The sequence below is a fragment of the Enterobacter hormaechei subsp. hoffmannii genome, from assembly GCF_001729745.1.
Classification (GTDB): Bacteria; Pseudomonadota; Gammaproteobacteria; order Enterobacterales; family Enterobacteriaceae; genus Enterobacter; species Enterobacter intestinihominis.
This window is the reverse complement of sequence record NZ_CP017186.1, coordinates 1138979-1154146: the sequence shown is the minus strand read 5'-3', so window position 1 is coordinate 1154146 and position 15168 is coordinate 1138979. Positions and strand designations below refer to the sequence as shown.

13 protein-coding genes are annotated in these 15168 nt (G+C 57.9%); 6 read left to right on the top strand and 7 right to left on the bottom strand.

Annotation, left to right across the window (positions count from 1 at the left end):
• Positions 1-2: 2 nt before the first annotated feature.
• Positions 3-1067 (bottom strand): efflux RND transporter periplasmic adaptor subunit, encoded by a 1065-nt coding sequence (locus tag BFV65_RS05360; protein WP_069596323.1) that lies wholly within the window; start codon positions 1065-1067, stop codon positions 3-5.
• 78 nt (positions 1068-1145) lie between these two features.
• Positions 1146-3854: a cation-transporting P-type ATPase gene (locus BFV65_RS05355; protein WP_045307909.1), complete on the bottom strand. Its 2709-nt coding sequence runs from the start codon at positions 3852-3854 to the stop codon at positions 1146-1148.
• Between the two features lie 488 nt (positions 3855-4342).
• Between BFV65_RS05355 and BFV65_RS05350 the strand changes: the two genes are divergently transcribed.
• Positions 4343-4591, top strand: a complete 249-nt coding sequence (locus BFV65_RS05350) for a DUF1158 domain-containing protein (protein WP_003858875.1) — start codon at positions 4343-4345, stop codon at positions 4589-4591.
• Here BFV65_RS05350 and BFV65_RS05345 read toward each other — a convergent pair.
• Positions 4577-6145: an alpha/beta hydrolase-fold protein gene (locus BFV65_RS05345; protein ID WP_063152378.1), complete on the bottom strand. Its 1569-nt coding sequence runs from the start codon at positions 6143-6145 to the stop codon at positions 4577-4579. The genes BFV65_RS05350 and BFV65_RS05345 overlap by 15 nt on opposite strands.
• A 123-nt stretch (positions 6146-6268) precedes the next feature.
• Between BFV65_RS05345 and BFV65_RS05340 the strand changes: the two genes are divergently transcribed.
• Positions 6269-8413, top strand: coding sequence for a TonB-dependent siderophore receptor (locus BFV65_RS05340; RefSeq protein ID WP_069596322.1), 2145 nt, complete (start codon positions 6269-6271; stop codon positions 8411-8413).
• A gap of 106 nt (positions 8414-8519) precedes the next feature.
• Here the strand turns inward: BFV65_RS05340 and BFV65_RS05335 are convergent, their stop codons facing one another.
• The gene (locus tag BFV65_RS05335) at positions 8520-8861 is read right to left on the bottom strand and encodes a RamA family antibiotic efflux transcriptional regulator (RefSeq protein WP_017694370.1); all 342 of its coding nucleotides are present in this window, start codon (positions 8859-8861) and stop codon (positions 8520-8522) included.
• Between the two features lie 32 nt (positions 8862-8893).
• Positions 8894-9997 carry a RomA family MBL fold metallo-hydrolase gene (locus BFV65_RS05330; protein WP_058677234.1) on the bottom strand — a complete coding sequence of 368 codons (1104 nt, stop codon included), beginning with the start codon at positions 9995-9997 and terminating at the stop codon, positions 8894-8896.
• Between the two features lie 192 nt (positions 9998-10189).
• Between BFV65_RS05330 and BFV65_RS05325 the strand changes: the two genes are divergently transcribed.
• From BFV65_RS05325 to nfsB, 3 genes are all read left to right on the top strand, one after another.
• Positions 10190-10780 (top strand): TetR/AcrR family transcriptional regulator, encoded by a 591-nt coding sequence (locus tag BFV65_RS05325; RefSeq protein ID WP_023299509.1) that lies wholly within the window; start codon positions 10190-10192, stop codon positions 10778-10780.
• On the top strand, positions 10770-11138 hold the full coding sequence (locus BFV65_RS05320) for an MmcQ/YjbR family DNA-binding protein (RefSeq protein ID WP_022647330.1): 369 nt from the start codon (positions 10770-10772) through the stop codon (positions 11136-11138). The genes BFV65_RS05325 and BFV65_RS05320 overlap by 11 nt, the downstream gene beginning before the upstream one ends.
• Before the next feature lie 120 nt (positions 11139-11258).
• Complete coding sequence (gene nfsB, locus BFV65_RS05315; RefSeq protein WP_069596321.1) at positions 11259-11912, top strand: oxygen-insensitive NAD(P)H nitroreductase; 654 nt, start codon at positions 11259-11261, stop codon at positions 11910-11912.
• A gap of 27 nt (positions 11913-11939) precedes the next feature.
• On the opposite strand, the gene BFV65_RS05310 is transcribed toward nfsB, so the two are convergent.
• Together BFV65_RS05310 and BFV65_RS05305 are read right to left on the bottom strand one after the other, a co-directional pair.
• On the bottom strand, positions 11940-12542 hold the full coding sequence (locus BFV65_RS05310) for a hypothetical protein (protein ID WP_023299508.1): 603 nt from the start codon (positions 12540-12542) through the stop codon (positions 11940-11942).
• 152 nt (positions 12543-12694) lie between these two features.
• Positions 12695-13564, bottom strand: a complete 870-nt coding sequence (locus BFV65_RS05305; RefSeq protein WP_023299507.1) for a helix-turn-helix transcriptional regulator — start codon at positions 13562-13564, stop codon at positions 12695-12697.
• Between the two features lie 107 nt (positions 13565-13671).
• On the opposite strand from BFV65_RS05305, the gene BFV65_RS05300 reads away from it, so the two are divergent.
• Positions 13672-15108, top strand: coding sequence for an MFS transporter (locus tag BFV65_RS05300; protein WP_069596320.1), 1437 nt, complete (start codon positions 13672-13674; stop codon positions 15106-15108).
• Positions 15109-15168: the final 60 nt, after the last annotated feature.

Sequence of the window (15168 nt, the reverse complement as noted above, 5' to 3'; positions counted from 1 at the left end):
CCTTAATTCAGTATCTGAACGGCAGCGCCTGGCTGCACGCGCTGCGCACCGTCAGTAATTGCTCGCTCACCGGGCTTAACGCCGGAGGCAATCTGGAACTGCTGGCCCATCTGCCCGGCGACCTTCAGCGGACGCATTTCGGCTTTATCCTCGGCGTTAACTACCCAGGCGAAGAACCCGTCGCCATTCTGTTGTACGGCAGCGGCGGGCAGGGTCAGGACAGGCTGCTCGCTTGCCGGACGCAGGTAGACGTTCACATTGCCGCCGGGTAGCAGCTGATGGCGCGGGTTGGCGAACTCGGCGCGCAGCATCACGCTGGCGGTACGCGGGTCGATGCGGTTGTCTACGGAGGTGAGTTCCCCGCTGACGCGCTGGCCGTTGCTGTCAATCAGCGCCTGCCAGGCCTGCTTCATGGCGCTGATATCCGCATGCTGTCCGGCTTTGGTGGCGAACGCGCCCTCTTCCAGCGCAAAGGCGATGCGGATCGGATCGAGCTGCACCACCTCCACCAGCACACCGCTGGCAGGATCCACCAGGCTGCCGACGTGAAAGTTGCTGTGCCCCACGCGTCCGTCAATCGGTGAGGTAATGCGCGTGTAGTTGAGGGTGACGCTGCGGGTGTCGAGACGGGCTTTCGCCTGCTCCAGCGCGGCGCTCGCTACGTCGCGCTGCATGCGGGCGTTGTCCACATCGTGGCGGCTGATGGCGTTGCTGCTGCCCAGGCTTTCGAAGCGGGACAGCTGCTGTTGCGCCTGACGCAGCGTGGCTTCGGCGCTTTTCACTTCGGCCTGCGCCAGGCGCAGGGCGGCGCGCGGCTCGGCGTCGTCCAGCTCGAACAACACGTCACCTTTTTTCACGTACTGGCCGTCTCGAAAGTGGATTTTGGAGATGACGCCTTCCGTACGCGCGCGCAGTTCAACGGTGTGAATCGCTTCGATGCGACCCGGGATCTGACGTTCGGCGGCGTGGGCGGTTTGCTCCACGGTGGCGACACGCACGGGAATGACTGCGGCGAATGCGGGCGGCAGGGTAGCGGCGAGGAGTATGAGCAGGAGCGGGAATTTCATGGGAGTACCTCAGTATTTTCCCCTCACCCTAACCCTCTCCCCAAAGGGGAGAGGGCAGGGTGAGGGGTAAGGTTTTAGTTATGCAGCCTTACGGAACCTGCGGGTCAGTCGCTTCTCGATTTCGACGACGAAGAACATCACCCCCGCCACCGCCAGCGTCACGAACCAGTAGCGCAGCGGCAGCGCTTCGGTGCCGAACAGCATCTGCATAAACGGCAGGTAGATGATCGCCGCCTGGAGCAGGAACAGTACGCCCGTTACCAGCCAGATCCCTTTGTTCGCCAGCAGGCCGCGGTTCAGGGAGAACCCTTCGGTGTTGCGGCAGTTAATCATGTACACCCACTGGGCGCAGACCAGCATCTGGAGCAGCACGGTGCGGATGAACTCCGCGCTGTGCCCGCGCGGGGCCAGCCAGGCTTCCAGCGCAAAGGCGGCGATGGCAATCATGGTGCCGACGAAAGCCACGCGCCATACGGCGTAGGCGTCCATCACGTGCTGCCCGGTCTGGCGCGGCGGGCGGCGCATGATGTTGCGCTCGGCGGCCTCGAAGGCCAGGCCGAAGGAGAGCGTGGCGGAGGTCGCCATGTTCATCCACAGGATCAGCACCGGCGTCAGCGGAATGATGTTCCCCGCCAGCAGCGCAATCACAATCAGTAGCCCCTGCGCCAGGTTGGTCGGCATGATGAACAGAATGGTCTTCTTCAGGTTGTCGTAAACGCGACGCCCCTCTTTCACCGCGCTGGCGATGGTGGCGAAGTTATCGTCCGTCAGGACCATGTCCGCCGCCTCTTTGGTGACTTCCGTGCCTTTGATGCCCATCGCAATACCCACATCCGCCTGACGCAGCGCTGGCGCATCGTTCACGCCGTCACCGGTCATGCCGACGATTTCGCCTTTGTCCTGTAACGCTTTCACCAGGCGCAGCTTATGCTCCGGGCTGGTACGGGCGAAGATGTCATACTTCACCGCCGCTTCGGCCAGCTCGGCGTCGTCCATCTTCTCCAGCTCATAGCCGGTGACCGCCTGCTCGCTGTTAGTGATCCCCAGCATCTGGCCTATGCTCATCGCCGTCTGCGGGTGATCCCCGGTGATCATCTTCACGCGGATCCCCGCCTGCTGGCAGGCGTTAATCGCCTCAATCGCTTCCGGACGCGGCGGATCCATCATCCCGGCAATGCCGAGGAAGATCAGGCCGTGGCTCAGGTCGTCGTGAGTCAGTGCCTGCTCACCGTTCGCTGGCCTGAACGCCGCGGCGACCATGCGCAGCCCCTGACGCGCATAGCGCTCCATCTCCGTTTCCCAGTACGCGCGGTCAAAGGCTTGCGCACCGTTGCGGGTCTGCTGCTGCTCACACAGGGCGAAAATCACGTCCGGCGCGCCGGTGATCAAAATCTGCTCCTCACCGCCAATCTGGTAGTGGGTGCTCATGTACTTGTACTGCGAGTCGAACGGGATCTTGTTGACCAGGGTGGTCTCGACCGGTGCGAGGTGGGCTTTTGCCGCCAGCACCTTCAGCGCGCCCTCGGTCGGGCCGCCGGTGATGCCCCACAGGCCGCGCTCGTCCTGAATCAGCTGGCTGTCGTTACACAGGTCGATGGTGCGCAGGTACTGCTCCAGCACGGTGCCCGGCTGGATCTGCACCGGCTCGTCGCTGCCTTCGAGGTAGAGGTTGCCCACCGGCTCGTAGCTGTTGCCGTCCACGCGATAGCACGTATCGGCGGTAATGATGGCTTTCACCGTCATCTCGTTCATGGTCAGGGTGCCGGTTTTATCCGAGCAGACCACGGTCATCGCGCCCAGGGTTTCAACCGTCGGCAGCTTGCGGATAATCGCCCGCTTACGCGCCATCGCCTGTACGCCCAGAGAGAGGATGATGGAGATAATCGCCGGCAGACCTTCCGGTACGGAGGCTACCGCCAGGCTAATCAGGGAGAGCAGCAGCTCGCCCATTGGGATCTCGCGGAACACCAGGCTGAAGACAAACAGCGCGGCCATCATCGCCAGAATGATGGCGAAAATCGCTTTGCCCAGCTTGTCCATCTGCACCAGCAGCGGGGTGCGGTGCTTTTCAATGCCCGCCATCATCTGGTTGATGTGGCCGAGCTCCGTATCCTTACCGGTCGCGGTGACCAGGCCAACGCCACCGCCCGCGCTTACGGTCGTCCCGGAGAAGACCATATTGGTGCGGTCGCCCAGCGGCAATTCACCGCTCAGCGGATTAATGTGTTTATCCACCACGGTGGATTCGCCGGTCAGAATTGCCTCTTCCACGCGTAAATTATGCGCTTCTATTAAGCGCATATCCGCCGGAATACGATCTCCTGCGCGCAACACAATAATATCGCCCGGGACGATTTCCGTCGTCGGGATGGTTTCATGGTTACCATTACGAATTACGCGCGCCTCGCTGGAGAGCATATTGCGAATACTCTTCAGGGATTTTTCTGCGTTACTTTCCTGAATGTGGCCAATTAAGGCATTGATTACCGCCACACCCAGGATAACCAGCGTATCAACCCAGTGTCCCATTACAGCCGTTAATACGGCGGCCGCCAGCAGGACGTAAATCAGGACATCGTTAAAATGCGCGAGAAAACGCAGCCAGCCCGGCTTGCCTTTTTTCTCCGGCAGCGCGTTCGGGCCATGCTTCTGCAAACGTGCCTGCGCCTCGGTGCGGTCCAGGCCATTCGCCTGGCTCTGCGCCTGAGCAAGCACCTGCTCTACGGTCTGCTGGTACGCCTGCCCGCCTGCGGGTGGCATATTCTGCGAGAAATTTTTTTTGGTCATGGTATTTTTCCTTCAATATCCGGTGGACGGAAGCCGGAATTCCTTTCTGGCTTTAAATAATTCATTTTTAAGTCTTGCGGGTTAAATTGATCTACCGCAATATATTGACTACCCGGTTATTCAAAACTGATTAAAATTATTTCGACGCGTTGATTTTTACAAAATATTTCTAAACCAACACTAAACGAGGAGGAAGCATGTTTGGTATTTATCGCGGGCGGCGCCTGGCGTTATACATTGTCGCAGCCATTGTTATTGCGACGTTAATTGGATATAGCACCTATAGCTTTGTAAAATTATTTTCGTGAAAAAGACGTTTATTTACATTACGCGATATTAATTTAATCGCCCCGTAAATATTATCTATTTTCCGTTATTAACTCACAGAATAACGGTGGCCTTTCACTCAATTTTGCCAGTGGGGATGATATTGCTTTACGTTTCAGGATGCCGGACAATGACATTTTTAACTCACGATTAACATTACGATGAAACACCCGTTAGAATCGCTGCTCACCGCAGGGGGCATTTTGCTGATGGCCCTGCTCTCCTGTCTGCTGTTACCTGCGCCGTCGCTGGGTCTGGTGCTGGCGCAGAAACTGGTTCAGACCTTTCATATGGTCGATCTGAATCAGCTGTACACCATTCTGTTCTGTCTGTGGTTTTTGGTGCTCGGCGCCATCGAATTCTTTATCCTGCGTTTCATCTGGCGCCGCTGGTTTTCACTGGCGTCGTAAGCCAGTGAGATCGCGCATCCCGTGGATCAGCGCTTCACACCAGGCCGCATAGTCGTGGCCGCTGGATGAGGGGTGGAAGCTGACGCGATAGCCTTTTTCCTTCAGCACCTGTTCAAAATCCTGCGTGGTGCGATAAATGCCGCCGCCCGGCCCCGTGGTTTCAAACTTTCCGGCCTGTAACCAGAAGCGCACCGGATACGGCGGCGACTGCTGGTACTGACGCGTCAGCCAGCCGGGGGCGTCACCTTTCGGCGCCCACCAGTAGGAGCCGGAAAGGCTCAGCACGTTGCCAAACAGGCGCGGATAGCGCAGCGCCACCCATGACGAGGCAATTCCCCCGTAGCTCGACCCCGCCAGCACCGTTTTCTGCCGCTGCATGCCGATGCCCTGCCCGCGCAGCCACGGCAGCAGCTCGTGCGCCATAAAGTCAGCAAATTCCGGGTTCGGCGGCAGCTCGTTGCCGCGACGGGCGTGATCGAGGCTGTCGATAAACACCACGTTAATCGGTGGCAGGTGATGCCGGGCAATCAGACCGTCCAGCACGTTGGCAAAATGGTATTCGTCCTGATAAATCTGCCCGTCGAACAGAATTAACGTCCAGCGTGCGGGCTGTGCGCCGCGCGGTTTGTAGATCATCACGTCGCGGGCGTTGCCGAGGATGTGGCTGGAAAAACTCTGACGGCTCAACGTCCCGTGCACCAGCGGCTTTGCCGTGGCCTGAACTGAGCAGTAGCGCGCCGGGCTGAGATCGAGCAGCGAGTAACGGTTCCATCGATCCGCCTTCTGCTCCCCAAAGGTGTTCGGGTTAAGCGGATCGGCCTGTGCGCTCACCAGGATGGCACGGCGTTGATCGCGGGCAGAGCCTTCAACGATCGGCACATCGGGGGCGAGCTTATATTGCATCACCGTATCAGCGGGGACCACGTAGCTGCGGAACCAGACGTCGCTGTTGCCCAGGCGGAACAGCGGATCGTGATCCCCCGCCGGAGAGCCGAGAATGAAGACGTTATCCCGCGCGCCGCGCCACAGAAAGGTCACGCGCTTATGGTTCGCATCTACCGGTTCCACCATTGGCGTTCCCTGTCGACGCTGCGCCTGCCAGAACGCCTCGGTACTTCCACCGGCAGAAATGACGTTTGCCAGCGCCTTTAGCGTCGGGCTTACTGGCGCCAGCATCTGCACGCGTGGTAATGGAGAGGTCTCTTTCATCCGCCACTGAAAACGCCACGGCTTACCGGCTTCGCCGTGTAGCACCAGCGAGGTGTTCTGTTTCACCGGCAGGGCAAACAGCAGCGTGTGTTCCCCGTCCGCAGGACCATTTTCGATCAGCGTGCGGATGCGGCGGTTTTGCCCATCCAGCAGGCGCGCATCCGTCACGCCATTCAGCGTGGCGGAAACGTAATTTTCACCCAGTTCAGGCAGGGAGAAGCAGACTTCGCCGCTGGCATCAAACTTTCCCTGAACATCGCCCTGCCGGGACGACTGCTCGCACGTTGCCGCCACGGCGGGCAGCGCGCCGATCCCCAACAGCAACCCACTCCATACCCTCTTCATTACCGCTTGTTCCCCAACGAAATTTGTTAACAACGCTAATGCAAATGGTAATAATTTGCAATATCATCAACGGCGATTTACCGGTGTTTTTATGGCGATAGCAACCAAGGACGTTCAATAAAAATGTTTAAAAATAATAAGATAATGTATCTCTGGCTGATGAGTCTGGCGACGACCAGCGTCGCGGCTCAGGCAGAAACGAAAGAAGAAACGATTACGGTGACGCAGGGCGTGAGTGAAGAGCCCACTGCGCCCGTAAAAGGCATTGTGGCGACGAAAACGCTCTCCGCCACCAAGACCAGCGCGGAGATTGTGAAGACGCCGCAGTCGGTATCGGTGATCACCCGCGATCAAATGAACATGCAGGACGTCACATCCGTTTCGCAGGCGCTGCGCTACTCGGCGGGCGTGTTTACCGAATACCGGGGCTCGTCTAACCGTAACGACGAGGTGTTTGTGCGCGGCTTTAGCTACGTGCCAAAATTCCTCGACGGCTTAAGCTTTGGTGCAACGGCCTCATCACAGACGGGCACAGTTGACCCGTGGCTGCTGGAGCGCGTGGAGCTGGTGCGCGGCCCGGCGTCGGTCCTGTTTGGTCAGGTGAATCCTGGCGGGTTAATCAGCATGACCAGCAAGCGCCCGACGGCGGAGGCCATTCACAACGTGCAGTTCCGCACCGGCAATAACGATCTCGCCGAAGGTGCGTTTGATTTCGGCGGCAGGCTGAGCGACGACGGCCGCGTACTGTATCGCGTGAACGGTATCGCCCGTACGCAGCATAATCAGGTGGACGATTATAAAGAGACGCGGATGGCGATCGCCCCGGCGATCACCTGGTATCCGAACGATCAGACCCGCTTTACGCTGCTGACCAGCTACCAGAAAGATCCGGATGCCGGATACCGCAACTTCCTGCCCGCGTATGGCACGGTGAAAAGCGTCGTCGGGAAGTATATCCCACGCGACTTTAACGTCAGCGATCCGAATTACAATCAGTCCTGGCGCGAGCAGACGATAATTGGCTACGAGCTGGAACACCAGTTCGCCGACAACCTCACCTTCCGCCAGAACGCCCGTTACGCCACCATCAAGCAGAAATACCGTTATCTGGTTTACGCCAACAGCGCGGCCAACAGCACGGTGTTGACCCGTCGCGCCCAGCGTGAAGAGCGCACGACCAATGAATTTGGCCTCGATAACCAGCTGGAATATCTGCTGGAGACCGGGAGCGTCAGCCATACCCTGCTCGGCGGGTTTGATTACAAGACAAGCAAGGATAAACAGCTGCTGGCGCGCGGGAGCGGCTCACAGTATGACCTCGACTGGACAACCCCGGTTTACGGCGTGAACGTGGATGAAAGCACCTTCAAAACGGCCTCCGACGAGCAGCAAAATCTCGACCAGATGGGGCTGTATCTTCAGGATCAGATGAGCTGGAACAACTGGGAGTGGCTGGTTTCCGGGCGCTACGACTGGAGCGAAGTGCGTACCAACGACTTCACCGATAATAGCTTTACGCAGCAGAACGACAGCAAATTTACCTGGCGCACTGGCCTTCTGTACGCGTTCGATTTTGGCCTCTCGCCGTACATCAGCTACAGCACGTCGTTTGAGCCGAACCTGCAAACCAACCGTGCGCCGGGCGTCGCGCCATTCAGGCCAACTACCGGTGAGCAGACCGAGATTGGCCTGAAATATCAGCCGGTCGACACCACGCTGATGACTCTCGCGCTGTACGATTTAACTCAGGACAACGTAGCGACCTATAACAGCGCTGAAGGCTGGTTCGAAAATGCGGGCAAGGTGCGTTCGAAAGGCGCTGAAGCGGAAATCCACGCCACGCTGATGGATAACATCAACCTGATTGGCTCCTACACTTACACCGATGCAAAAACCGAAAGCACCACGGTGGCGGGCACCGAGGGCAAGACCCCGGCGCGTATCCCGACGCATATGGCGTCTGCGTTTGCCAGCTATACCGTTCCGGGCGGGGCGCTGAAGAGCCTGACCGCTGGCGTGGGGATGCGCTACATCGGCACCAGCTACGGCGATGCGAAGAACACCTTTAAGGTGCCATCGGTGGATCTGTATGACGCGATGCTGCGCTATGATCTGGGCGAGATGAACCGTAGCCTGAAAGGGGCAAGCGTGCAGTTCAACGTCAATAACGTGGCGGACACGAAGTATGTGGCGTCATGCGCAAGCGATACGGCGTGCTTCTACGGGATTGGCCGGACGGTGACGGCGACGGTGAATTATCGGTGGTAAGGGATTTGTAGGCCCGGTAAGCGCAGCGCCACCGGGCAATTACGGGCACCGAGCCCACAAAAAAGCCGGGTGGCGGCTACGCCTTACCCGGCCTACACGCGACATGTTAATGTGTCTGGCTATGGTTCTCTTTGCGGTACGCCCCGGGCGGCTGGTTGAAGGTGCGGGTAAAGATGCGGGTAAACGTCTGCTGCGAGTCAAACCCGTAGCGCAGGCAGATATCGTACACGCGCTCGTCTGACTCACGCAGATCGCGCGCCGCCATCAGCAGCTTGCGTTCGCGGATGTAGCGCCCCAGACTTTCGCCTTTGTACTGCATAAACAGCCGCTGTAAATGCCATTTTGAGTAACCCGCGTGGCGGGCAATCTCTTCGATGCGTAACGGCTGGTGTAGGTTGTCATCAATCCATTCGACAATCGTATCAATGACCTGAGCGGAAATCGTCATACTGCTCTCCCCCTCTGCTTCTCGCTTAAACATTATTCCCACCACTCGCGAAATTGTTGCGTGGTATCACTCACCCGCACGGGCTCGCCCAGCTCCGGTGTCAGCAGCCGGTAGTTTTTATCCTTACTGGCTTTCGCCAGCTGGATCAGTGGATCGTTCCAGGTATGTTTCGCCAGCACAAAACGCCCGTTATGTCCCGGTACGACCGCTCTGGCATTGAGATCTGCCGAGGCCTGCGCCGTTTCCGCCGGATGCATATGGATGTACTTCCAGTCCTGGTCGTACTGGCCGTTTTCCATAATGGCTAAGTCAACTCCGCCAAACTGCTCGCCAATCGCTTTGAAGTGCGGGCCATAACCGGAGTCTCCGCTGTAGTAGACCTTCTGCTCCGGAGAGACAAACATAAAGCTGCCCCACAGGGTCTGGTTACGCTTAATGCCGCGCCCGGAAAAATGGCGCGCCGGCAACACGTGAACCTTCAGCGCATCGCTGATACGTACCGACTGGTTCCAGTCCCGCTCGTCGATAATCTCAGGGTTCATCCCCCAGTAGCGCAGATGCGAACCCACGCCCAGCGGGGTGACCACGCGCTTAACCTTCGGCAGCAGCGCCTTGATGGTGGCGTAATCCAGATGGTCATAGTGATCGTGGGAGATAATCAGCAGGTCGATCTCCGGCATGCTCTCCGCACGCCACGGGTACTCCCCCGCAAAGGCTTTATTGAGGAAGGAGAACGGTGCGGCGTAGTTACTCAGAACCGGATCGATCAGGATTCGTTGCCCCGCCAGCTGCATATACCAGGAGGAGTGGCCGAGCCACACCAGCGTGTCCTGCTCAGGCGGCAGGCTCGCCAGATCGGTTTTCACCAGCGGCAGCGGCTGCGCAGGACGGGCGTTTTCGGTTTTACGGGTAAGGAACTGCCACCACGCCACCAGCATATTTTGTTGCCCGGTAAAGCCCGGGGTAGGGAGCGTGTTATGGAATTGCCCGTCGCGATAGTGCGGAGAGGCCTCCACTTCAGAGAGCTGCGCACCCTGCGGTGGCTGGCCAAATCCGGCATTCAGTACAAACGGTAAACTGGCAGCTGAAGCAATAATCATAACTAACACCACGCAGATGAATAGAGGCTTTTTCATTATCCTGACCCGCCAACGCGCCCTGTCCGATAGTTTGCGCGGGTTGAACTTGATTATGAGTGAGTAAGCACTCATTATAGATAGGATGATTACGCCGTCAAGAAGGTTTTCGATCTTTGACATTCCGCGTTGCAGCGTGGCAAAGCACGTGTTTCAATCAGGGTTTTTACAATTGACGGGAGGAAAAATTTAGTGGCACGTCCGAAGAGTGAAGATAAAAAACAGGCCTTACTGGAAGCAGCAACGGCTGCGTTTGCGCAGTCAGGTATTGCCGCCTCAACGGCGTTAATTGCCCGTAATGCGGGCGTCGCTGAAGGGACACTGTTTCGCTACTTTGCTACCAAAGACGATCTGCTGAATGCCCTCTATCTGCATCTGAAGCAGGATCTTTGCCAGACCATGCTGGCGAACCTCGATCGCACCATCACCCAGCCAAAAGAGCATACCCGTAATATCTGGAATAGCTATGTGGACTGGGGCATTCGTAACCCCCTGGCGCATGCGGCTATCCGCCAGATTGGCGTCAGTGAAAAGCTGAACATTGAAACCGAGCAGGCGGTGAAAGACATGTTCCCGGAAATACACGAACTGTGTCACCGCTCGGTGCGCCCGGTGTTTATGTCTGACGAGTTTAAGACCTTCGGTGATGCAATATTCTTATCGCTGGCTGAAACCACCATGGAGTTTGCCGCGCGCGATCCGTCCCGTGCCGTCGATTTTAAAGCGCTGGGCTTTGAAGCCATGTGGCGCGGGCTTGCTGAGGAAGAGAGCCATGGACAGTAAAGCCTTGCAGGAACATGCCAGACGCGTCGCGCTGGAGATGCCTTTTACCGAACATTGCTGGCCGTTTGGCCCGGAGTATGACGTGTTTAAGGTGGGCGGGAAAATTTTTATGCTGATGGCGACCGCTCACGGTCGGGCCCACGTCAGCCTGAAATCCGATCCGGAAAAATCGCTGCTCAATCAGCAGATCTACCGTGGCGTGGAGCCTGGCTACCATCTGAATAAAAAACACTGGATCTCCCTTTATGGCACGGACGACATCACGCCTGAACTGGTCACCGACCTGATTACGGATTCGTGGAATCTGGTCGTTGATAAACTGCCGAAAAAAGATCAGAAGTGGATTCGGCCAGCCTGATTGTTCGTCTGAGACGAACAGAATAAGCGCTCGAATCGCACTTATCATTTCCCGCTTCGCGCGGTAATCTGCTTTCCTTTCACGCCCGCCCGAGGGCGAATTTCATCACCAGGAGTTGTTATGGATATTATTTCTGTCGCCCTGAAACGCCACTCTACCAAGGCGTTCGACCCAGCCAAAAAACTGACCGCTGAAGAAGCGGAAAAAATCAAAACGCTGCTGCAATACAGCCCGTCCAGCACCAACTCCCAGCCGTGGCACTTTATTGTTGCCAGCACTGAAGAGGGTAAAGCGCGCGTGGCAAAATCCGCGGCGGGCACCTATGTGTTTAACGAACACAAAATGCTGGATGCCTCTCACGTGGTGGTGTTCTGTGCGAAAACCGCGATGGACGATGCCTGGCTTGAGCGCGTCGTCGATCAGGAAGAGGCTGACGGCCGTTTCGCCACGCCAGAAGCAAAAGCCGCGAACCACAAAGGCCGGTGCTATTTTGCCGACATGCACCGCGTGGATCTGAAAGATGACGACCAGTGGATGGCGAAGCAGGTTTACCTGAACGTCGGCAACTTCCTGCTGGGCGTGGCCGCGATGGGCCTGGACGCAGTGCCGATTGAAGGCTTCGATGCCGCAATCCTCGACGAAGAGTTCGGCCTGAAAGAGAAAGGCTTCACCAGCCTGGTGGTGGTGCCGGTTGGGCATCACAGCGTTGAGGATTTCAATGCCACGCTGCCGAAGTCTCGCCTGCCGCTGAGCACGATTGTGACTGAATGCTAATGAAAATGGGCCGCTGCATGCGGCCCGTTACGCTTTACTGATGACAAGCCTGCGATGCGGATGGACCTCACGATCGTTTCCCCAGGCAAAAGCAATCCAGCGCTCTTCCAGCTCAGCGTAGGAATTTACGGGCGTTAACGTCCACTCTTCTCCCACCGTACCGTCCGCCACACTAATGCGATAGTTCATGGTAAACGCCCAGTCGATCATGCGCAGCCAGAACCGTTGCCCGTCTCCCGTTTGTTCGCTGTCAGAGACAACGATGTCGTATTCGCTTAGCACCCACTGAAAAAAGAGTTGTGGCAACCCGCTTATCACGCGTTGATGAACGGCACGCGGAGTACGCCACACCATCACCTGCGTGGCGGCACCGTGGGGAAAGGTAATTTCTTTATGAAATTTAAGCTTTACGGCATACGCCGTATAAGGTTTGCCGTCATCGGTGGTCACGAGACGATATTCATCACCATAACGCGATTTCAGGAGCCGGTATCCCACAGGCAGCAGAAACCCCGGCAGATGAAAATCCGCCGTACCTCGTGCCAGGAACGCTTCGGTGTGTTCGACGTTTCGGGAGATAAGGCCGAGTTTTTGGCTGAAGTCTGCGGAATCAATCATCAGTGGCGACATTTGTTGTTTCTCATGGCGTGAGTATAGTCGACTTAATCCCTCATCGAAATGATGTCGATTCAGTCGGTTGGTTTAAGTTAAACGCCACCTTATACCTGTCTCATCCGCTTAGCAGAGCCAGCTCTTATTCCCTGAAAGCCCCTCGCAAAAAATTATTTCCCCTGCGCCTCCAGCCATGCCATCGCCCTCTCACCCGCCTCGTCCACCGGTAAATAGACCAGCAGCCGCGATCCGTTTCGCGGCGCAGAGTACCAGTACATCTGCTGGAGATGAAAATCCCCCAGCTCGGGATGGGTGAACAGCTTGAGCTGGTTCTCCACGCCGCGCACGTCGTTACGCTGGTGCCACAGGGTTTTGAACTCCTCAGACACCGCAAAAAAACGCGCCAGCTTCGCTTCCCAGAGCGGGTCGCCACGGTGCTCAGCCATTGCCGCGCGGAAGTAGGAGACGAAAATCGGCAGCACGTCGTCACGTTTGCCGAGCCGCGCGCGCCACGCCGGATGGGTGAGGAACAGGTAAATACAGTTGCGATCTTCCGGCGGGATAGCGTTGAAATCGACGCCCATCAGGTATCCGAAGCTGTCGTTCCACGCCACGATATCGAAATTCGGTTTCTGAATACTGGCAGGCTTCGGCATCAGGGTATCCAGCAGGCGACGCGTGCCTTCGCTGATCCCCTCACAGCACACCGCCTGCGGGGCTTCGCCCGGCGGCAAACCGGCAAGCACAAAAAGATGCCGGGCTTCGGTCGGGGTGCATTGCAGCGCTTTTGCAATGGCGGCCATCACCGCGCTGGACGGATTGACGTCCCGGCCCTGTTCCAGCCAGGTGTACCAGGTCACACCGACATCCGCGAGCATCGCTACCTCCTCCCGGCGCAGGCCCGGCGTGCGGCGACGGCCGCTGCGCGGTAAGCCGAGCCGCTGCGGATCGAGGCTTTCGCGCCGGGCACGCAAAAACGCGCCCAGCTGCTTGCGGGTGTCATCCTGGAGAGAGGTGACAGGTTCAGACATCAGCGCCATAACATCTCCTGCATGGTAGTGCCAGTACCAGTATAAGTAAGAACTGGTACCCGTTTATCAGATGGTTGATGCTACGACTCTACGCTGTTTGACGCAATGGAGTCACCATGAATACGTCAGTTGTTTCACCGGGTCGTGCGGGCCTGATATTGCTGTTAACCGGCCAGATGCTGCCGCTGATTGATACCTCGATCACCAACGTGGCGCTGGATTCCATCACCCATTCGTTACACGCCACCGCCACCGAACTGGAGCTGATCGTCGCCCTCTACGGCGTGGCCTTTGCCGTCTGTCTGGCCCCCGGCAGCAAGCTGGGCGATAACCTTGGCCGCCGTCGCTTGTTTATGTGGGGCGTGGCGAGTTTTGGCCTGGCCTCGCTGCTGTGCGGCATGGCGGGCAATATCGAACAGTTGCTTGCCGCGCGCATTATTCAGGGCGCGGGCGCCGCGCTGATCATGCCGCAAATTCTCGCGACGTTGCACGTGACGTTAAAAGGAACGGCACACGCCAAAGCGATCAGTCTGTTCGGCGGTATCGGCGGTATTGCGTTTATCGTCGGCCAGATGGGTGGCGGCTGGCTGGTGTCGGCGGACATCGCCGGGCTTGGCTGGCGTAACGCCTTCTTTATCAACGTGCCGATTTGTCTGGTGGTGCTGGCGTTGAGCCGTCGCTACGTGCCGGAAACTCGCCGCGACACGCCGTCGCGCATTGACTGGACCGGTACTGTCCTGCTGACGGCGATACTGTGCTGTCTGCTGTTCCCGATGGCGCTCGGCCCGCAGTGGCACTGGTCGTGGCCGCTGAAGGCCGCGCTGCTGGCGATTGTGCCGCTGGTCTTTTTGATGGTGTTAAACGCGCGTAAGAAAGAGCGAGAAGATGCCCACCCGCTCATCGCGCCGCGCCTGTTGCAGCTGCGCAGCATCCGTTTTGGCGTGCTGATCGGGATACTCTTTTTCAGCGTCTGGTCCGGGTTTATGTTCTGTATGGCGCTGACCATGCAAAGCGGTCTGGGGATGGCGCCGTGGCAGTCCGGGAACAGCTTTATCGCGCTCGGCGTCACCTATTTTATTTCCGCCTGGTTCGCCCCACGCCTGATTGCCCGCTACAGCACCAGCGCCATCCTGCTGACCGGGCTTGCGATTCAGCTTGTTGGCCTGGTGGCGCTGATCGCCACGTTCCGTCACTGGGGGATGCAGAATACCGCGCTGACGTTGGCCCCGGCCACCGGGCTGGTGGGATACGGGCAGGCGCTGATTGTAAACAGCTTCTACCGTATCGGGATGCGCGATATCCAGCCTGACGACGCGGGGGCCGCGAGCGCGATTTTAAGCACGCTGCAACAGGCTGCGCTGGGGCTTGGCCCGGCCATTTTCGGCGCGATTTTGCTGCACGGGCTGCAAAATCATCACGGAGATTACACCCAGGCAGTCAACGTCTTCCTGATGGTGGAAACGGCCATGATGGTAGTGCTGGCAGTGGCCACGCTGCGTATGCGCCATCGTCTGTGTTTGCCGGTCGTCAAGGCCTGTCCGGCGACAAAATAAAACTGCCTGAATTTGCATAATAGATCCGCAGCCGCCATTATGGGGCTGCATCAATACAGG